Source organism: Pseudomonas iridis (assembly GCF_017980685.1).
Lineage (GTDB): Bacteria > Pseudomonadota > Gammaproteobacteria > Pseudomonadales > Pseudomonadaceae > Aquipseudomonas > Aquipseudomonas iridis.
The window spans coordinates 195,762-214,069 of the sequence record NZ_JACXXO010000006.1; the positions used below are offsets into that span (position 1 = coordinate 195,762).

At 59.5% G+C, this 18,308-nt stretch carries 11 protein-coding genes and 2 pseudogenes; 11 read left to right on the forward strand and 2 right to left on the reverse strand.

Annotated features, from left to right (window positions below):
- Positions 1-227: 227 nt before the first annotated feature.
- From IEQ42_RS27325 to IEQ42_RS13010, 6 genes are all read left to right on the forward strand, one after another.
- On the forward strand, positions 228-569 hold the full coding sequence (locus IEQ42_RS27325; protein ID WP_045058202.1) for a hypothetical protein: 342 nt from the start codon (positions 228-230) through the stop codon (positions 567-569).
- A 99-nt stretch (positions 570-668) separates the two neighbouring features.
- Positions 669-1,925, forward strand: coding sequence for a TolC family protein (locus tag IEQ42_RS12985; protein ID WP_090470168.1), 1,257 nt, complete (start codon positions 669-671; stop codon positions 1,923-1,925).
- A complete protein-coding gene (locus tag IEQ42_RS12990) occupies positions 1,922-3,406 on the forward strand; it encodes an efflux RND transporter periplasmic adaptor subunit (protein ID WP_045058204.1) in 1,485 nt (494 codons plus the stop codon). The genes IEQ42_RS12985 and IEQ42_RS12990 overlap by 4 nt, the downstream gene beginning before the upstream one ends.
- Positions 3,403-6,561: an efflux RND transporter permease subunit gene (locus IEQ42_RS12995; protein ID WP_115146705.1), complete on the forward strand. Its 3,159-nt coding sequence runs from the start codon at positions 3,403-3,405 to the stop codon at positions 6,559-6,561. The genes IEQ42_RS12990 and IEQ42_RS12995 overlap by 4 nt, the downstream gene beginning before the upstream one ends.
- Complete coding sequence (locus IEQ42_RS13000; protein WP_045058206.1) at positions 6,558-6,908, forward strand: copper-binding protein; 351 nt, start codon at positions 6,558-6,560, stop codon at positions 6,906-6,908. Before IEQ42_RS12995 ends, IEQ42_RS13000 begins: the two co-directional genes overlap by 4 nt.
- A gap of 409 nt (positions 6,909-7,317) precedes the next feature.
- Entirely contained in the window at positions 7,318-7,971 is a 654-nt protein-coding gene (locus tag IEQ42_RS13010) for an antitoxin Xre/MbcA/ParS toxin-binding domain-containing protein (protein ID WP_082069125.1), read from the forward strand.
- Positions 7,972-8,689: 718 nt separating this feature from the next.
- On the opposite strand, the gene pdxR is transcribed toward IEQ42_RS13010, so the two are convergent.
- Positions 8,690-10,186 (reverse strand): MocR-like pyridoxine biosynthesis transcription factor PdxR, encoded by a 1,497-nt coding sequence (gene pdxR, locus IEQ42_RS13015; protein ID WP_210703779.1) that lies wholly within the window; start codon positions 10,184-10,186, stop codon positions 8,690-8,692.
- A gap of 328 nt (positions 10,187-10,514) precedes the next feature.
- Between pdxR and IEQ42_RS13020 the strand changes: the two are divergent.
- Positions 10,515-11,576 (forward strand): annotated as a pseudogene (locus IEQ42_RS13020) (benzoate/H(+) symporter BenE family transporter); the annotation flags it as partial.
- Here the strand turns inward: IEQ42_RS13020 and IEQ42_RS13025 are convergent.
- A pseudogene (locus IEQ42_RS13025) lies at positions 11,528-12,133 on the reverse strand (FAD-dependent oxidoreductase); the annotation flags it as partial. The pseudogenes IEQ42_RS13020 and IEQ42_RS13025 overlap by 49 nt on opposite strands.
- Before the next feature lie 212 nt (positions 12,134-12,345).
- On the opposite strand from IEQ42_RS13025, the gene hflK (IEQ42_RS13030) reads away from it, so the two are divergent.
- From hflK (IEQ42_RS13030) to IEQ42_RS13045, 4 genes are read left to right on the forward strand one after another with little or no spacing between them, the layout of a single operon-like run.
- Complete coding sequence (gene hflK, locus IEQ42_RS13030) at positions 12,346-14,307, forward strand: protease modulator HflK (RefSeq protein WP_210703828.1); 1,962 nt, start codon at positions 12,346-12,348, stop codon at positions 14,305-14,307.
- Positions 14,304-15,323 (forward strand): protease modulator HflC, encoded by a 1,020-nt coding sequence (gene hflC / locus IEQ42_RS13035; RefSeq protein WP_210703780.1) that lies wholly within the window; start codon positions 14,304-14,306, stop codon positions 15,321-15,323. Before hflK (IEQ42_RS13030) ends, hflC begins: the two co-directional genes overlap by 4 nt.
- Complete coding sequence (hflK, locus tag IEQ42_RS13040) at positions 15,320-16,381, forward strand: protease modulator HflK (protein WP_210703781.1); 1,062 nt, start codon at positions 15,320-15,322, stop codon at positions 16,379-16,381. Before hflC ends, hflK (IEQ42_RS13040) begins: the two co-directional genes overlap by 4 nt.
- Positions 16,378-18,285 (forward strand): heavy metal translocating P-type ATPase, encoded by a 1,908-nt coding sequence (locus IEQ42_RS13045; RefSeq protein WP_210703782.1) that lies wholly within the window; start codon positions 16,378-16,380, stop codon positions 18,283-18,285. Before hflK (IEQ42_RS13040) ends, IEQ42_RS13045 begins: the two co-directional genes overlap by 4 nt.
- The last annotated feature ends 23 nt before the right edge of the window (positions 18,286-18,308 follow it).

Consider the following 18,308-nt stretch of genomic DNA (forward strand, 5'->3'; position numbering starts at 1 on the left):
CGGAAGGCAGAAGAGGGTTCAAAAACTTGATTTGAGGTCTCCTATTCGCCTATTTTTGGCTGCAATCTGTCCACAAACTCAGGTAAAAGATGAGATGTGGCCAGATAAAAATTGACTCAGATTTATAAACCAGCTCCGGTGTTATCACCTGACTTAGGCCTCTCGGCAGGCCGTTTATGCCCTGCATCCAATTGTAAGGGCCATTTGCACCGTCTACACTCCAGTCCATGAAACGCTATCTGCGGTTTTGCATCGTCTTCATGATTAGCTTGGCGCTTCCCCTCAGCGGGATGGCGGGCGTTCAGGCACCGACAGAACCATGCCCAATGAAGACGATGGGCATGGCGATAATGGACGACATGGGGATGGACTGCTGCAACGATATGAAAAGCCCTTCCGAGCACGGCAAACCTTGTAAGCCGGGCCAGGAATGCAAGACAGGCGGCATGCTGCAAGTCTCGATCCTCAAGCCTCCTGTAACCGTATTCAGCCCCGTAGTGCTTTACTTCTTCAGCGATTCCCTACCCGTACAGACCCCGTCCGGGGTATGGCGACCGCCTCGCGTTTGATTCCTGTCCCACATTGAGCCTCATTCCGCGTTAGCGGGATGGACTAGCTGCGCGCATGTCTTTTGACGCGTGCAGTGGATGATCACAGGAATCGTAAACATGAACTCCAAGTGCTATTGCACAGGCTGGTCCCTCGTGGCCGGTCTGGCGGCAAGCGTACTGGCATTGCCGAGCTTCGCTGCCGCATTGACACTCGATGAAGCGTTGCGGCTGGCCGAAAACAATGCACCGTCGCTGACCGCACAAGACGCCAAAATTCAAGCTGCCAGCAGCGCGGCTATTCCAGCCGGTGAACTACCTGACCCCAGGCTACTGTTGGGTGTGCAGAACTACCCCATTGGCGGTCCGGATCGCTGGAGCATCGATCAGGACTTCATGACCATGCAAGTGGTCGGGGTCAGGCAAGAAATGCCCAACAGCGACAAGCGCAAAGCGCGCATAGAAGTGGCCGATGCGGCCATTGATCGCGCCGCTGCGGAGCGTCGAGTCGAACGTCTGAAAGTACGCCAGTCCACGGCGTTGGCCTGGATCAATAGCTACTCGGTTGAGCGCAAAGATGCGCTGTTCCAGGACTTCTACAAAGAAAACCGCCTGTTGACCGATACCGTCAGGGCCCAGATTGCCGGTGGCCGCGCTCAACCCGCCGATGCGGTGACGCCTAAGCAAGAAGCGGCTCAACTGGCGGAGCAACAGGACGATCTGATTCTCCAGAGAGCGCAGGCCCGAGCAGCCCTCAAACGCTGGATTGGCTCCGCCGCCAACGACAAGCCTGTGGGCAGCTTGCCGCATTGGCCCGTCGATACCTCCGGCTACGCCCATAAACTGCAACACCACCCCGAGTTGGCAGCGTTTGCGCCGATGACCCGCGAAGCGCAAGCCAAGGTTCGTGAAGCCGTGTCGGAGAAGCAGTCGGACTGGAGCTGGGAGCTGGATTATCAGCGTCGCGGCCGTGAGTTTGGCGATATGGTCAGCGTGCAATTTTCCTGGGAGCTGCCGCTGTTTCCTGACTCGCGCCAAAACCCCAAAATCGCAGCCAAACAGGCTGAACTCAGTCAGCTTGAGGCCGAGCGCGAAGCTCTGTCACGCGAGCACACTCAGCAACTAGAGAGCGAACTGGCCGACTATGAGCGCCTGAATCGTGCCGTGCGCCGAAACCAGGAAAGCCTGTTGCCGCTGGCCAAGGAAAAGGTCGAACTCAGCATGGCCAGTTATCGCTCGGGCAAAGGCGATTTAAACGCCGTTGTTGCTGCCCGACGTGAACTCATCGAGGCCCGCCTCAAACAGATCGACGTGGAAGAGCAGCGAGCGCTGACCAGTGCGCGGTTGTATTTTGCTTATGGGGAGTCCAGCCAATGAGCCTTAAAAAAGGGAACGGGGCATTGCTGGTTGGCATCTCGCTGGCCTTAGGTGTTGCCGGTGGTTACTGGTTGGCGCATCAGCGTATGAGTGGACTACCAAATACCACACAAGAGCAGAGCCTCAATTCACCGGGCGAACGCAAAGCACTTTATTGGTACGACCCCATGTACCCGCAACAAAAGTTCGATAAGCCGGGTAAGTCTCCCTTCATGGACATGCAACTGGTCCCGCAGTACACCAGCAGCGCAGGGGACCGAGCGACCGTCAGTATCGATCCAAGTCTGACCCAAAATCTCGGCCTGCGTTTTGCGACAGTCAGCCGTGCGATCTTTGATTCCAGCCTCGACGTGACAGGTGTGTTGGGATTCAACGAACGTGATGTCGCTGTGATTCAGGCGCGCACCCCTGGCTTTGTGGAGCGGGTCTATGCCCATGCTCCCGGCGATGTACTCAAAGCCAACGCGGCGCTGGCGGATGTTCTGGTGCCTGAGTGGGCCGCTGCCCAGACAGAGTTCCTTGCCCTGAAACGCAACGGGGATGCTGCCCTGTTGGATGCGGCCCGACAACGACTGCGGCTCACAGGGATGCCGGCAGCACTGATTACCGATGTAGAGCGTGGCGGTAAGGTTCAGCCCTACCTGACGCTGACCAGCCCCATTGCCGGTGTACTGCAAGAATTGAACGTACGTGCGGGAATGACCGTGGCGACTGGCGATACTCTGGCACGCGTCAATGGCTTGAGCAGTGTCTGGCTAGCCGTGGCCGTTCCAGAATCGGATGCCGGATCAATCACCGTGGGGCAGGCGGTCGAAGCGCGCCTGCCAGCTTTCCCAGGGACAATACTCAACGGCAGGGTCAGCGCGATTTTGCCCGAGACCAATCCGGACAGCCGCACTCTTCGCGTACGTGTCGAGTTACCCAATCCGGACGGACGCCTCAGACCGGGTTTGACAGCGCAGGTACACCTGAATCGTTCGACCGAGCAAAGTGTGTTGTGGGTGCCGAGCGAAGCGGTGATTCGCACGGGCCGACGTGCCTTGGTGATGCTCGCCGCAGACGCCGGCCGCTACCGTCCCGTGGCGGTGCAACTCGGGCAGGAAAGCGATGGCAAGACGGCGATATTGAAAGGTCTGGAAGAAGGCCAGAAAGTGGTTACCTCTGGCCAGTTCCTGCTCGACTCGGAGGCCAGTCTTAAGGGCATCGTTGCAAGCTCGGAGGAAGAGTCACCACCCAGCGCAGCAGCCTCCAGCTTTCATGAAGCGGATGGGCAGATCGTTGAGATCAACGACAAAGAAGTCACGCTCGCCCATGGTCCTTTCAAAACGCTGGGTATGCCTGGCATGACGATGACGTTCCCACTCGCCAACCCGGCGCTGATGCAGGGCTTCAAAACGGGTGACAAGGTTCGGGTTGCGGTGAGTCAGACCGACGATGGCCTGCGTGTTGAGCGCCTGGAAAAATCGGGGAGCCAGCCATGATCGCTGCCCTGATTCGTTGGTCAGTGGCCAACCGATTCCTGGTGCTACTGGCGACGCTGTTTGTCACGGCGTGGGGCATTTGGTCGGTGCAGAGCACGCCCATCGATGCACTGCCAGATCTCTCGGATGTTCAGGTGATCATCCGCACCCCTTTTCCGGGACAAGCGCCGCAGATTGTCGAGAACCAGGTGACCTATCCGTTGGCCACCACCATGCTCTCGGTGCCGGGTGCCAAGACGGTGCGTGGCTATTCCTTCTTCGGTGACAGCTTCGTTTACGTGCTGTTCGAAGACGGCACTGACTTGTACTGGGCGCGCTCGCGGGTGTTGGAGTATCTGAGCCAAATACAAAGTCGGTTGCCGGCCAGCGCCAAGCCGGCGTTGGGACCGGATGCGACGGGGGTGGGCTGGATCTATCAGTACGCACTGGTGGATCGCAGTGGAGGACACGATCTGGCGCAGCTACGCGCACTTCAGGACTGGTTCCTCAAGTTCGAACTCAAGACCCTGCCCAACGTTGCAGAAGTAGCCACCGTGGGTGGCATGGTCAAGCAGTACCAGGTCCAGCTTGATCCGCTCAAACTGGCCAGCCTCGGTATTACTCAGGCTGAGGTGACCGAAGCCATCGGCAAGGCCAACCAGGAAACCGGTGGCGCGGTGCTGGAGATGGCAGAGACCGAGTTCATCGTGCGTGCTTCCGGCTACCTGAAGACGCTCAATGACTTTCGGGCGATCCCGCTCAAGCTGGCTTCGGGAGGAGTGCCAGTAACCCTTGGCGATGTCGCCACGATCCAGTTGGGACCGGAAATGCGGCGTGGCATTACTGAACTCGACGGCGAAGGCGAGACCGTCGGCGGCGTGGTGATTTTGCGCAGCGGCAAGAATGCTCGCGAGACCATTGCCGCGGTCAAGACCAAACTCGACGAACTGAAAAGCAGTCTGCCGGCCGGGGTGGATATCGTCACCACCTACGACCGCAGTAAGCTGATCGACCGCGCCGTGGAAAACCTCAGCCACAAGCTCATCGAAGAGTTCATCGTTGTCGCGTTGGTGTGTGGGATCTTCCTCTGGCACCTGCGCTCATCTCTGGTGGCGATCATTTCGCTGCCGGTGGGGGTGCTGATTGCCTTCATCGTCATGCGCTACCAGGGCATCAACGCCAACATCATGTCCTTGGGCGGGATAGCCATCGCCATCGGCGCCATGGTCGATGCCGCCGTGGTGATGATCGAGAACGCCCACAAGAAGATCGAGGCATGGCACGCGGCCAATCCGGGGGAAGAACTGAAGGGTGAACGTCATTGGCATGTAATGACCGAAGCGGCGGCAGAGGTAGGCCCGGCGCTGTTCTTCTGTTTGTTGATCATCACTCTGTCTTTCATTCCGGTGTTCACCCTGGAAGCTCAGGAAGGACGGCTGTTCGGTCCTTTGGCTTTCACCAAGACCTACGCCATGGCCGCAGCGGCGGGATTGTCAGTGACCTTGGTGCCGGTGCTGATGGGCTACTGGATTCGTGGACGAATTCCCAGTGAACATCAGAACCCGTTGAACCGGTGGTTGATTCGGATCTATCAGCCAGCCCTGGACGCAGTCTTGCGTCGACCAAAGATCACGCTGCTGGTGGCACTATTGGTTTTTGTCAGTGCGCTATGGCCAATGTCTCGCTTGGGTGGCGAGTTTCTCCCCCCGTTGGACGAGGGCGACCTGCTCTATATGCCTTCAGCTCTGCCGGGATTGTCAGCGCAGAAAGCGGCACAACTGCTGCAACAGACTGACCGTCTGATCAAGACCGTGCCTGAAGTCGAACACGTCTTCGGTAAGGCGGGGCGCGCTGAAACCGCCACCGACCCCGCACCGCTGGAGATGTTCGAAACCACGATCCAGTTCAAGCCGCACGAGCAATGGCGTCCAGGCATGACCCAGGAAAAGTTGGTGGAAGAACTGGATCGAGTGGTACGAGTCCCTGGGCTGACGAATATCTGGATACCACCGATTCGTAACCGTATCGACATGCTGGCTACGGGGATCAAGAGTCCCATCGGAGTGAAAGTTGCCGGCACCAACCTGACGGAGATCGATGCCGCGACTCAGGCGGTTGAGCGAGTGGCCAAGGACGTGCCCGGCGTCAGTTCGGCTCTGGCCGAGCGTCTGACCGGTGGTCGCTATATCGATGTGGATATCGACCGCAAAGCCGCCGCCCGCTACGGACTGAATATCGCCGATGTGCAGTCCATCGTGGCCGGCGCTATCGGCGGTGAAAACGTCGGCGAGACCATTGAAGGGCTCGCACGCTTCCCGATCAACGTGCGCTATCCACGGGAGTGGCGTGACTCGCTCGGCGCCCTGGAGCAATTGCCGATCTATACCCCGCTAGGTAGCCAGATCACCCTCGGCACAGTGGCGAAGGTCAAAGTCACGGACGGTCCACCGATGCTCAAGAGCGAGAACGCACGACCTTCGGGCTGGGTGTACGTCGATGTGCGGGGGAGGGACATTGCGTCGGTGGTCGCTGATCTACGACGGGTCGTCAATGAGCAGGTCAAGTTGCAGCCCGGCATGAGCCTGAGCTACTCAGGGCAGTTCGAGTTTCTCGAAAGGGCCAACGCACGACTCAAACTGGTGGTGCCTGCCACGCTGTTGATCATCTTCGTGCTGCTCTACCTGACTTTTGCCCGCTTCGATGAGGCCTTGCTGATCATGGCCACTCTGCCATTCGCTCTCACGGGCGGGGCATGGTTCCTCTATCTGTTGGGGTTCAACCTGTCAGTCGCCACCGGGGTCGGCTTTATCGCCTTGGCCGGTGTTTCCGCCGAGTTTGGCGTGATCATGTTGCTCTACCTGAAGAACGCCTGGGCCGAACGTGAAGACCTCGGCGACAGCACTGAGCTCGGTCTGGTTGCGGCGATTCGTGAAGGCGCCGTGCAGCGTGTTCGACCCAAGGCCATGACCGTGGCCGTCATCATTGCCGGCTTGTTACCCATCTTGCTGGGCAGCGGGACCGGCAGCGAGGTGATGAGCCGCATTGCTGCGCCCATGGTAGGCGGCATGGTCACGGCACCCTTGCTTTCCCTGTTTGTCATTCCGGCAGCCTATCGCCTGATGCGTCGCCGGCACCTCTCCGTTGAAACCGTCAAACCTGAAGGAAGTGTCGTATGAAACTGACCCTGATTGCAGTTGCCAGCACCGTAGTAGCGTTGTCTTTTTCTGCCCTGGCAGAGGACATGCCGGGTATGAAGATGGACGGTATGGAGAGCAAGCAGATGACTGAGGAAACAAAGCAGGCTCCAGTCGCGAATGCCGATGGAACGATCAAGGCTATCGATACTGTGAAGCATACGGTGACTATCTCTCACGGCGCTGTGCCTGCCGTGCGATGGCCGCCGATGACCATGGTCTTTTCCGTAACGCAAGATAAGTTGACAGGGCTGACGGCCGGAGACCGTGTATCTTTTTCCTTCCTGATAGAGGGTGGTAGAGCTACGATTGTGTCCATTCAAAAGTGAAACAGCGGTGGTGAAAGTGGCCGGCGCGCTTGTCGAGCCGACCATTATCACTAAATCTGCAGGTCAGAAAAATGTACGCCTCGTTTTGAGTCGCGAGCAGTCGAGATGCGACGAAGTTGAGGCCGGTCTCTGTTGGGCTTCTTTTCCTTCCCTTTGGCGAATATCTTTCTGACCAGACCAATGGCTGCCGTTGACCCATTTCCGTCCGATGTGGTGCTCGAACGTGAAACAGCGGGCGTGTAGTCGAGCTTTTAGCTGACATCTTTGCCGATGCGCCGGAGAGTGCAGCCGCTCGTCGCAATAACCGGCAGGAATGGCCTCTATGCACGGTTATCCAGTGACTGGATCTGCTCTGCGCGCGAGCATAATGATGCGTCTTCTCTAATTACGAAATGAGAACCGGACGATCATGAGTGGGAGCGAGCGCTGGATAGTCAAATGCCAGGATACTGAGGATGGTAGCGGTGATGTCATCGTTGATTTACCCCCAGAACTGCTTGCCAAAATGGGAGTAGGTGTGGGGGACGATCTGACGATTACGGTAGCGGACGGCGCAATAGTGCTGAAGCCTACGCATGGAACAACATCAGTGCAGCCCGTGTTTGCTGGAGTCCTGCTTGATGAAGCTTATCATGCCTACCGCATCCGGCTGGAGGCGTCTCTTAATATCCCCTCAAACGCCTCTGACCAGGACATTCACGACATTATCGTAGCTGGCTTCTCGGCCAGCCTGATCCAGTCGCTTTGCGACGTTGGAACTATAAGTCCGGAAGAACGCGACAGAATTATTCCACTCAAAATGCTCAAAACAAAATTGGTCAGCAATCAGCTTTTAACGGTGGATGAGAGTGATCGCCTGTTCCGCTTTGCACATATTACCGCCATGGCCGATGTGATCTTCGGGGACGCAGAGAAGGCCAAACAATGGCTTTCCAAACCGAAATCCCGGTTTTCGGGTAAAAGTCCAACAGCGATGCTCACTACAACTCACGGCACACATCGGGTCGAACAAATGCTGATTGAGGTAAATGAGGGCATGTCATTTCGATCTAACCGCAGCTAAGTAGAACCATCACAATTGGGTACGCGCCCCCAAGGGCATTTTTGTCAAAATATTCATTCAGCTGGCATGCTCCGTTAAGCCGTTTACCCCTGAGTTCACTGAGCCGGTGGTGTCACAATATTTTGTTCGGCTGCAATCTCGACTTTAAAAAGGCTCCCGCGGGTAGTGTCAAACTATGTTGTTATAAACTCATCCCGTCATTCGGATATCGTTATGCGTTGTGTCAATCTATGTTGTAAAAATGGCATCGCGGCAGGTTCCGTAAACGACTGATTTTATTGGTTTCCGTGTGTCAAACTATGATGTTGGGCACCAGACGAATGGTTTTATACGATAAAGCAATGCCAAAGCCCCTGATTTCAGGGGCTTTTTTATTTTATGGCCTCCACCGGATGGCCGATTTGGTGGGTGATCTTGCTGAAGGTTTAGCCTGGTACCGGTGATCAGACTTATTCACAGGGCTGATTTTTCCCAAGACTATTTGTGCACATTTTATTTTCAAGGATTTGTGGCGGCCGCAAATTCGGCGCAGAGCTTAGTGAGGCGATGGTCTTGCGCGATAGTCATTACCGATGAAGCCACCAGACCACTTTAAAAGGCGCCGATCTCACCGCATCATCCCCACCGGCCGCCTGGCGGCTACCGGCACGTCACGTTTCGGGTTGTTCAGCACCGCGAAGCTGTCGCCGCGTGCGCGGATGGCCGTCCAGGCCCAGCATTAGATTTTCAGGGCGTTGGCCAGACGCAACATGGCGGCTTCTATTTCATACGCGGTCAGGGAGGAGTAGCCCAGCAGCCAGCCCTGTTGCTTCGGTTCGCCCGCGTAAAAACCGCTGAGGCCGGACAGTTGCACGCCGGCAGTGGCGGCCTGGCGGATGGTTTTTTCCTCGGACCATCCGGCTTTCAGCAAGCAGGGGATTTGCAACCCGCCCGGCGGCAGTTCGGCGGTGACCACCGTGCTCAAGTACTTGCCGATGGCGTCGTGCATGATCGACCGGCGTCCGGCATACAGCTTGCGCATGGCCCGGACATGCGCGTTGTAATGGCCGTCCTCCATAAAGCGCGCCAGCGTCAGTTGCAGCGTTTGCGGAGTGTGGCCGTCCATCATGCTGCGCGCATAGGCAAAGGGCTTTACCAGTTCGGAGGGCAGCACCATGTACCCCATGCGCAGTCCGGGGTAGAGGGTTTTGCTGAACGTGCCGATGTAGAGCGTGCGCTGATACTTGTCCAGGCCTTGCACGCACGCCGTGGGTTGCCCGTCGTAATGGAACTCGCTGTCGTAGTCATCCTCGATGATCCACTTGCCTTTTTGCGCCGCCCAATTGATCAATTCAAGACGCCGCTCCAGCGGCAACGTCGCGCCGGTGGGGTATTGGTGAGAGGGCGTGACATACACGCAATTGGCGCCGCTGCGGTCGGCGTACAACAGGTCGGTGCGGATGCCCTGTTCATCGACATCAATGGGCATCACCTTGGTTTCGGCGATCTGGAAGGCCTTGCGGGCGCCGTAGTAGCCGGGGTTTTCCATCAGAATCGGCTTGCCGGCGTCCACCAGCAATTGCGCGCACAGATACAACGCCTGACGCGTACTGCTCAAGACCAGTACCTGGTCGGGAGAGCATTTGGCGCCGCGCTCGAGGTTCAGGTAGGTGGCAATCGCTTTGCGCAGGGGCTCAGCCCCCTGTGGATCGCCATGCAGCAGCACGCTCGCGCGATAGTCCTTCATGACCTGGCGCTGCAAACGCTCCCAGACAGCCGTCGGGAAGCTGCGGGTTTCCGGCAGGCCGGTGGCGAATGCCTTGATGACTTGCTGATCGCGCACGCCGCCGGTGTCGAAGATCATCCGCCCGCGTTGGCTGAGTTCGGCGCCCGGTGCGGCGACGCTGCTCCTGATTTCCTGCGCCCTGAGGCGTCGGCGGCCCGCACCGCGCAATTCGACGCCCACCGTGTCGCAGACGTAACTGCCGGCGCCTTCGCGGCGCACGATGAACCCGTCCCGATGCAACTGCACATAGGCGTTCTCGACGGTGTCGCGGGCGCACCCCAATGACTTGGACAGCACCCGCGTGGCGGGCAGTTTCAAGCCGGGGCCGAGGGCGCCGTCGAGAATCAGCGCACGCAATGCACGTTGAATCCGCTGATGCAGATCCAGCAGCTGAAATTCAGCGTCGTTGAGGCGCATCTTCAGGGTTTCCAGCTCGAAGGTCTTCGCCATGTGGTCTGCTCTCTTTCCATGAAATGGCAGTTAAAGGCAGGCCAGTTTATCCGTAGACTCTGGCCCTCGCCACCCCACGGCTTTACCTCGGTGATGACGCGCAGGGCGAGCGTTCTTTGCACACCGGCCTCTGGTCGGGCAAGGCGATCAAGGCTGCCCGGCGCTGTGCGACTTCATGATCGCCTTTGCGCGTGAGCATGGCTGAGCCGACCACAGAAAGTGGTCTGGTCTGCTGCGCTAAAGCGTAGGGGTGAAACCTGCCATTCAACCGCTATAAATGACCGCTTGTCAGCGGCCGGATGCATCGTCCAGCAAGGAGCCATGACCTATGTCATCTACTCAATCCCTCTCGTCCCTGCGTCTGCGGGACCTGCTGCACCCTGTGGTTGCCGGGTTGATTTCGGTGATCGTCAATTACGGCGGCACCTTCATCCTGGTGTTTCAGGCCGCCAAGGTCGCAGGGCTCAGCCCTGAGTTGACGGCGTCGTGGGTTTGGTCTGTGTCGATCGGGGTAGGGGTGACCGGGCTGTTCCTCAGTTGGGTGAGCCGTGAGCCGATCATCACCGCCTGGTCGACCCCGGCGGCGGCGTTTTTGATCGTCGCCTTGGCGACCACACCCTACGCCGAGGCCATTGGGGCGTACATGATTTCGGCTGCAGCGTTCGTGCTGCTGGGCGTATCCGGTTACTTTGAAAAAGCCGTTCGCCTGATCCCGCCGGGTGTGGCAGCGGGCCTGTTGGGCGGCATCCTGCTGCAGTTCGGCATCGGTGCGTTCGCCAGCATGAGCGTCGACCCGTTATTGGTCGGGGTGTTGATCGGCGCCTACATCCTGTTCAAGCGCTTGAGTGCGCGTTACGCGGTGGTCGGCATTCTGGTGCTGGGGCTTGGCTTTCTGCTGATGCAGGGACGCGTGGACTTCACGGGGCTGACGCTGGAGTTTGCGACACCGGTGTTCACCCGCCCGGAGCTCTCGCTCAATGCGTTGTTGAGCGTGGCATTGCCGCTGTTTCTGATCACCCTCACGGGGCAGTACATGCCGGGCATGCTGGTGCTGCGCAGTGACGGCTTCAACACCAGTGCCAACCCGATCCTCAGCGTGACCGGGCTGGGTTCTCTGCTGATGGCGCCGTTCGGTTCCCATGCCTTCAACATCGCGGCCATCACCGCCGCCATCTGCACGGGCAAGGAAGCGTCGGAAGACCCGTCCAAGCGCTGGATCGCAGGCGTGGCCGCGGGCATCTTCTACATCCTGGTGGGGATCTTCGGCGTGACCCTGGCGGCGGTGTTCATGGCCTTCCCGGCGACTTTCATCACTACCCTGGCCGGGCTGGCCCTGTTGGGCACAGTGACCTGCGCGCCGAGTCGCCGCCACACCGATCCCAGTTCGAGGCCGATCACGCCAGCACCAATCACCACCAGATGTTTGGGCACTTCGCTCAGCGACAACGCGCCGGTGGAGTCGAGGATGCGCTGGTTGTCGATCTCGACACCGGGCAGGGGAGTGGGCTCGGAACCGGTGGCGATGATGATGTCCTTGGCGGTCAGTTCGGTCTTGCTGCCCTGATCGTCGGTCACGGTGACCCTGCCCGGGCCGTCGATGTGGCCCCAGCCCTTGATCCAGTCGACCTTGTTCTTGCGAAAGAGGAACTCGATGCCCTTGGTCAGGCCGGTCACGCTCTCGTCTTTCTGCTTCATCATCTGCGCGAGATTCAGGGTCGGTTTGACCTCGATGCCGAGGTTGGCGAATTCCGCCCCCATGGCTGCCTCGTACAGTTCCGAAGCATGCAGCAAGGCTTTCGAGGGCATGCAACCGACGTTCAGGCAGGTGCCACCGAGGGTTGCCCGGCCTTCGACACAGGCAGCCTTGAGGCCCAACTGACCGGCGCGGATTGCCGCGTTATAGCCACCGGGGCCGCCGCCCAGAATCACCACGTCATAGTTGCTCATGCGCTTGCTCCTGATGGATGGATGCAGATCGTTAAAAGTAGTCATCGCACAAAATTACGAACGTAATATGTGCGTTTGCAAACATTTCGGTCAAGGCTTCAGGCAGGCGACAGGCCAAGCGGCTTTAGATAAGCGCAATTTGTGCACAAATATTTCACGGTTTTCGTTATATCGTAACGATATGAGCAGTGAGCCGATGGCTTTGGGGTGATATGCGAGTCGATCTGGAGGTTGAAGGCACGCAAGTGGCCGGACTCCCGCGCTTTCAGCAGGCGGCCACGCAGGGTCGAAGGTTACGCCGTTTGGCGATCGGCCTCGGTGGGCTGGCCGGAGCAGGGTGGGTGTTGGCGTTTTTTGTCGGGTTGTTCGCGCCGCAGTCGTTTTGGCTGCCGCTGCTGATCAACCAGAGCGCGGCATTGCTGGTGGTGGTTGCCGGGCTGCAATTGGCCTGGTGGGTGACGCAGTGGCGTGCACGGGTGATGAATCCACCGGCAGCCGTGCCATTGACTGTTGATGAGCAGCCCGCAGCGCAGGGCTGGTATGAGCGCCTGCTCGATCGCTTGAGCCGGCGCAGCTTACAGTTGCTTGGACTGATCGGCGCACCGACTTTGTGGCTGGGCGGTTGGGCGTTGCTGATTGTGCTCAGCATCGAGCAGGTGTGGAACCTGACAGTACCGCCCGCGGCTGTCGGTGTCTCGGCCACAGTCGGCGCCGCGCTGGCGTTGTTATTGGCGTTCGGCTTGTTGGTGCTGGAGCGGCAACTGGCTCAGGAAAACCCCGCGCAATGGCCCGAAGCGAGTTCGCTTGCACAACTGACTCGCGTGGCGATTATCAGTCTGGTGTTGGGCGCTCTGTGTTTGTTGTTCGCCACAGAAACCTCCGTTTGGCCGGTGCGTCTGGCGGTACTGGTCGGGATCTTGCCAGGTCTGGTTGCGATCGAGCTGCTATTGCGCGCCGTTCTGTCGGTGTTCAGCCCTCAACGCGAACAGCTTGAACCGACGCTGCTCGCGCGCAGTTTTGTCGCTGACATGCTGCGCTGGCCGCCCCAGCCATTGCTGGCGCTGCAGCACGAATTACACAATCGCTTTGGCATCGATCTACGCCAGATCTGGGCGTTCAGCTACATGCGTCGGGCGTTTTTGCCGGTGTTGGCGTTGGTTGTGGCAGTCGGCTGGTTGCTGACCGGTCTGCATGAAATCCCCTTGCAGGGTCGAGGCATTTACGAACGTTTCGGCAAACCGGTGCAGGTGTTCGGCCCAGGTTTGCACGCAGGACTGCCGTGGCCGCTGGGCCGGGTGTTGGGCGTTGAAAACGGCGTGGTGCATGAACTGGCGACCAGCGTTGGCGAGAATCCGGTGCCGGTCCAACCTGTTCCCGCTGAAGGCCCGGCGCCGTCCACGGCCAACCGCTTGTGGGACGCCAGCCATGTGAGTGATAAGTCTCAAGTCATCGCCAGCCGCCGTGGCGCGCAGCAGAGCTTTCAGATCGTCAACATGGATGTGCGTTTCGTCTATCGCATCGGTCTCACCGACCAGGCAGCGCTGGCAGCTACCTACAACAGCGCCGATGTGCCGACGCTGATCCGCAGCACCGCCAGCCGGATTCTGGTCCACGATTTTGCCTCGCGCACCCTCGACGGTTTGCTTGGTGCGGACAGGGCAGGGCTGGGTGAAGAAATCGGCCGTGCGGTGCAAAGCGATCTGCAACAGCTCGACAGCGGCGTGGAAATTCTCGCCACGGTCGTCGAAGCCATTCACCCGCCGGCTGGCGCTGCCAATGCTTATCACAGCGTGCAAGCGGCGCAGATCGGGGCGCAAGCCTTGATCTCCCGCGAACGTGGCGCCGCCGCTGAGGCGAGTAATCAGGCGCAATTGCAGGCCAGTCTTGCTCGCGATCAGGCCAGCGCCAACGCTGGTGAGATCAGCGCCGCCGCGCAGTCAGCGGATCTGAAATTCAGTGCCGAACAAAAAGCCTACGCCAGCGCGGGTCAGGCGTTCGTCCTTGAGCAATATCTCAGTCAGCTCAGCCAGGGCCTGAGCAAAGCAAAATTGCTGGTACTTGACCATCGACTGGGCGGAAGCAGTAACGCGCCGACTATCGATCTGCGTACGTTCACGCTGCCGGCTGATCCGACGCCCGCACGTTCTACCGCTCAACCAGGAGTCGCCCATTGAGCCAGTCGCACACTCACGATCATCATGACCACGGCGGGCATCACCATCATCATGGGCATCATCACCACGGCGCGCCGGAAGAGGCGGGGCCTTTTCCATGGCGACGCATGGGTTGGGCGGCGTTGCTGGTGGCGTTCGCCATCGCTGCGGCAAGCTTGGTGCAAGTGCGCTCCGGCGAAGCCACGGTCATTACCCGTTTTGGTAATCCGTCGCGGGTGTTGCTCGATCCGGGTTTGAGCTGGCGCTGGCCCGCGCCATTCGAAGCGGCGATCCCGGTGGATCTGCGCTTGCGTACCACCTCCAGCGGTTTGCAGGATGTCGGCACCCGGGATGGTTTGCGCATCATCGTCCAGGCTTATGTGGCGTGGCAGGTGCAGGGCGATCCGGACAATGTGCAACGCTTCATGCGCGCCGTGCAGAACCTGCCGGACGAAGCAGCACGGCAGATTCGCACGTTTGTTGGCTCCGCTCTGGAAACCACCGCCAGCAGTTTTGACTTGGCGAATCTGGTAAATACCGACGCCAGTCAGGTACACATCGCCGAATTCGAGGCACAGCTGCGTCAGCAAATCGATCAGCAACTACTCGCGACTTACGGCGTGCGAGTGGTGCAAGTCGGTATCGAGCGGTTGACCTTACCGTCAGTGACACTCACCGCCACGGTAGATCGGATGCGCGCCGAGCGTGAAACAATTGCCACCGAACGCACGGCCATCGGCAAACGTGAAGCTGCGCAAATCCGTTCTGCCGCCGAGCGCGATGCGCGGATTGTTCAAGCGGATGCCACGGTGAAAGCCGCGGATATCGAAGCGCAATCTCGGGTTGAGGCCGCGCAGATCTACGGCCGCGCCTACGCCAGTTCACCGCAGCTGTATAACTTGCTGCGTTCGCTGGACACCCTCGCCACCATCGTTACGCCAGACACCAAGCTGATTTTGCGCACCGATGCCGCGCCATTCCGTGTGCTGGTCGACGGCCCGCCGGATCTCGACAGCAAAGCCGGATCGCAACCATGAGTGAAGAAGTTCCACGTGGAACATATTCGCTGAACAGTCCGTGGATTCAGGCCGGGCGTTTGGCGTTTTTTGCTCTGTACGCCGTGACCGTGCTGGCAGCAGTAGCTTGGGCGTTCTCGAATGTCCGGCAGATTGATCCGCAGAATCGCGCCGTGGTTTTGCACTTTGGTGCGCTGGATCGCATCCAGAATGCCGGTTTGCTGTTGGCTTGGCCGCAGCCGTTCGAGCAGGTGGTTTTACTCCCGGCAGCAGATCGAGTGATAGAGCGTCGCGTTGAAAATCTGCTGCGCAGCGATGAGGCGTTGAAGGCTGATCGTGTGGCCACGTTCGCCACGCCGCTCAGTGATGCACTGGCAGGATCTGGTTATTTATTGACCGGTGACGCCGGCGTTGTACAACTGGATGTGCGAGTGTTTTACAAAGTGACCGATCCCTATGACTTCGTGCTGCAGGGCGATCATGTGTTGCCAGCGCTTGATCGGCTGGTCACCCGCAGCGCCGTGGCACTGACCGCCGCGCGAGATCTCGACACTATTCTGGTGGCCCGACCGGAATTGATCGGCGCCGATAATCAGGCTGCCGAACGTCGCGAGCGCTTGCGCGGTGACCTGGTGCAAGGCATCAACCTACGCTTGGCTGAACTGAAAACCAGCGGGCAGGGCATCGGCATCGAGGTGGCACGGGTTGATGTGCAGTCCAGTCTGCCCGGTCTCGCCGTCAGCGCGTTCAATGCGGTTCTGACCGCCAGCCAACAAGCCGACAAAGCCGTGGCCAATGCCCGCACCGATGCCGAGAAACTCACCCAGACCGCCAACGAACAAGCCGACCGCACGCTGCAGGTCGCTCACGCTCAGGCGGGTGAGCGCCTGGCCAAAGCGTCTGCGGACACCGCTACGGTGTCGAGTCTGGCCAAGGCCCAATTGCAAGGCACTGACCCACAAATGCTCCTGCGTCTGTACCGCGAGCGCATACCGAAAATTCTTGGTCAGGCCGGATCAGTGACCACGGTCGATCCGAAAGATGATTCCCGCCTGATCATTCAGGGAGCCAGTCAATGAGCGCGACCACCGCTGCACCGGGCCTGTTGTCTTCGGCCGAACAACGTCGCGCCGCGCGCCAACTAACGCTGGCCATGCTCGCGCTTGGTCTGCTCGGCCTCGGTCTGATCTGGCGTTGGCTGCTGCCGACACAAGCCGGTGTCAGTCAGTTGCTGCTGGGCGTTGCTTCTTTATTGGTCGCCGTGCCGGTGATGCGTTCGGCGTGGTTCAGCCTGCGTTATCCAAGTCTGCATGGCATCACCGACCAACTGATTGCCCTGGCGATGCTCGGGGCATGGGCGACTGGCGATCTGCTGACCGCCGCGTTGCTGCCGATCATCATGATCTTCGGCCACGCGCTGGAGGAGCGCAGCGTCATTGGCTCGCAGGAAGCGATTCACGCACTCGGTCAATTGACCAGCAGTCATGCACGCAAGATTCAGGCTGACGGCTCGATCATTGAAGTCGACAACGGCACGCTCAAATCCGGTGACACGGTCGAGGTCCGCGCGGGTGATCGAGTACCGGCCGACGGTCGGGTTTTGTCCGGCCAGGCCAGCCTCGACACCGCGTCGATTACCGGTGAATCCGTGCCGGTGGAAGCGAGCGTCGGCATGACGGTGTTTGGCGGCGCGATCAATCTCGACGGTTTGCTGCGCATCGAAGTGACCCGCACCGGCGACGAGTCGACGTTGGGCAAAGTCATCGCGCTGATGCAAAACGCCGAGCGTTCGAAACCGCCGATCACCCGGTTGCTTGAGCGCTATGCCGGTAGTTACATGGTGCTGGTGTTGCTGTTGGCGGCCGTCACCTGGTTCATCACCAATGATGCGCAAGCGATGCTCGCGGTGTTGGTCGCCGCTTGCCCTTGCGCCTTGGTGCTGTCGGCACCGGCCACGGCGATTGCCGGTGTGGCGGTGGCGGCGCGGCACGGGATTCTGATCCGCAGCTCGGCGTTCCTCGAAGAGCTGGCCGATCTCACCTCGCTGGTCGTCGACAAGACCGGCACCCTGACTTACGGCACCTTGCGCTTGCAGTCGATCAACAGCTCGCATGCGGATCAGTCGACGGTCCTGGCGCTCGCCGCCAGTCTGGGTGCGGCGAGCAGTCATCCGGTCAGTCGTGCGCTGGCGGGGTTGGTCAATCAGGACGACAGTTTGCCTCTGTCCGATATTCACGAACGGCAGGGTCTCGGCGTAGTCGCCATGACCGGGCAGGGCGAAGCGGCGCTCGGCCGCCCGGAGTTGTTCGCACAACTGGGCATCACTCCTACTCCCGTCCCTGAACACGATGGACCGATTGCCGGCCTGGCCTTGAACGGTGAGTTTCTCGCCTGGCTGCTGTTGGCTGACAGTGTCAAACCGGAAGCCCGATTTGCCCTCAGTGAACTGCGTGAGCTGGGCCTCGGGCGGCAACTGTTGCTGACCGGCGATCGCCAAAGCGTGGCCCGGACACTGGCCCGCGAAGTCGGTCTCAAAGAAGTCGAAGCCCAGGCGTTGCCCGAGGACAAACTCAATCGTGTGCTGAAAGAAATCAACGACGGTTTCCGGCCGATGGTGGTGGGCGATGGCATCAACGATTCGCTGGCGCTCAAGGCTGGCGTGGTCGGTGTGGCAATGGGGGCGGGCGGGGCAGACATCGCCTTGGCCTCCGCCGATATCGTGTTGATCGGCAGCGATCTGCGTCGGCTCGGCACTTGTGTGCGGCTCAGTCGTCAGTGCCGGCGAACCTTGCAGGTCAACGTGATCATCGGTCTTGGCTGGACGCTGGCCATTGTCGTGTTCGCCGCGTTCGGCTGGCTCGGAGCCGCCGGAGCGATGATCGCCGCGTTGCTGCACAACCTCAGCACGTTACTGGTGCTGGGCAATGCCGGGCGATTGCTGCGCTTTCAAGAGCCGCTGCTCAAGCTCAAGGACGAAATCTGAAATTTATTTTTCGCCCGCTGTAA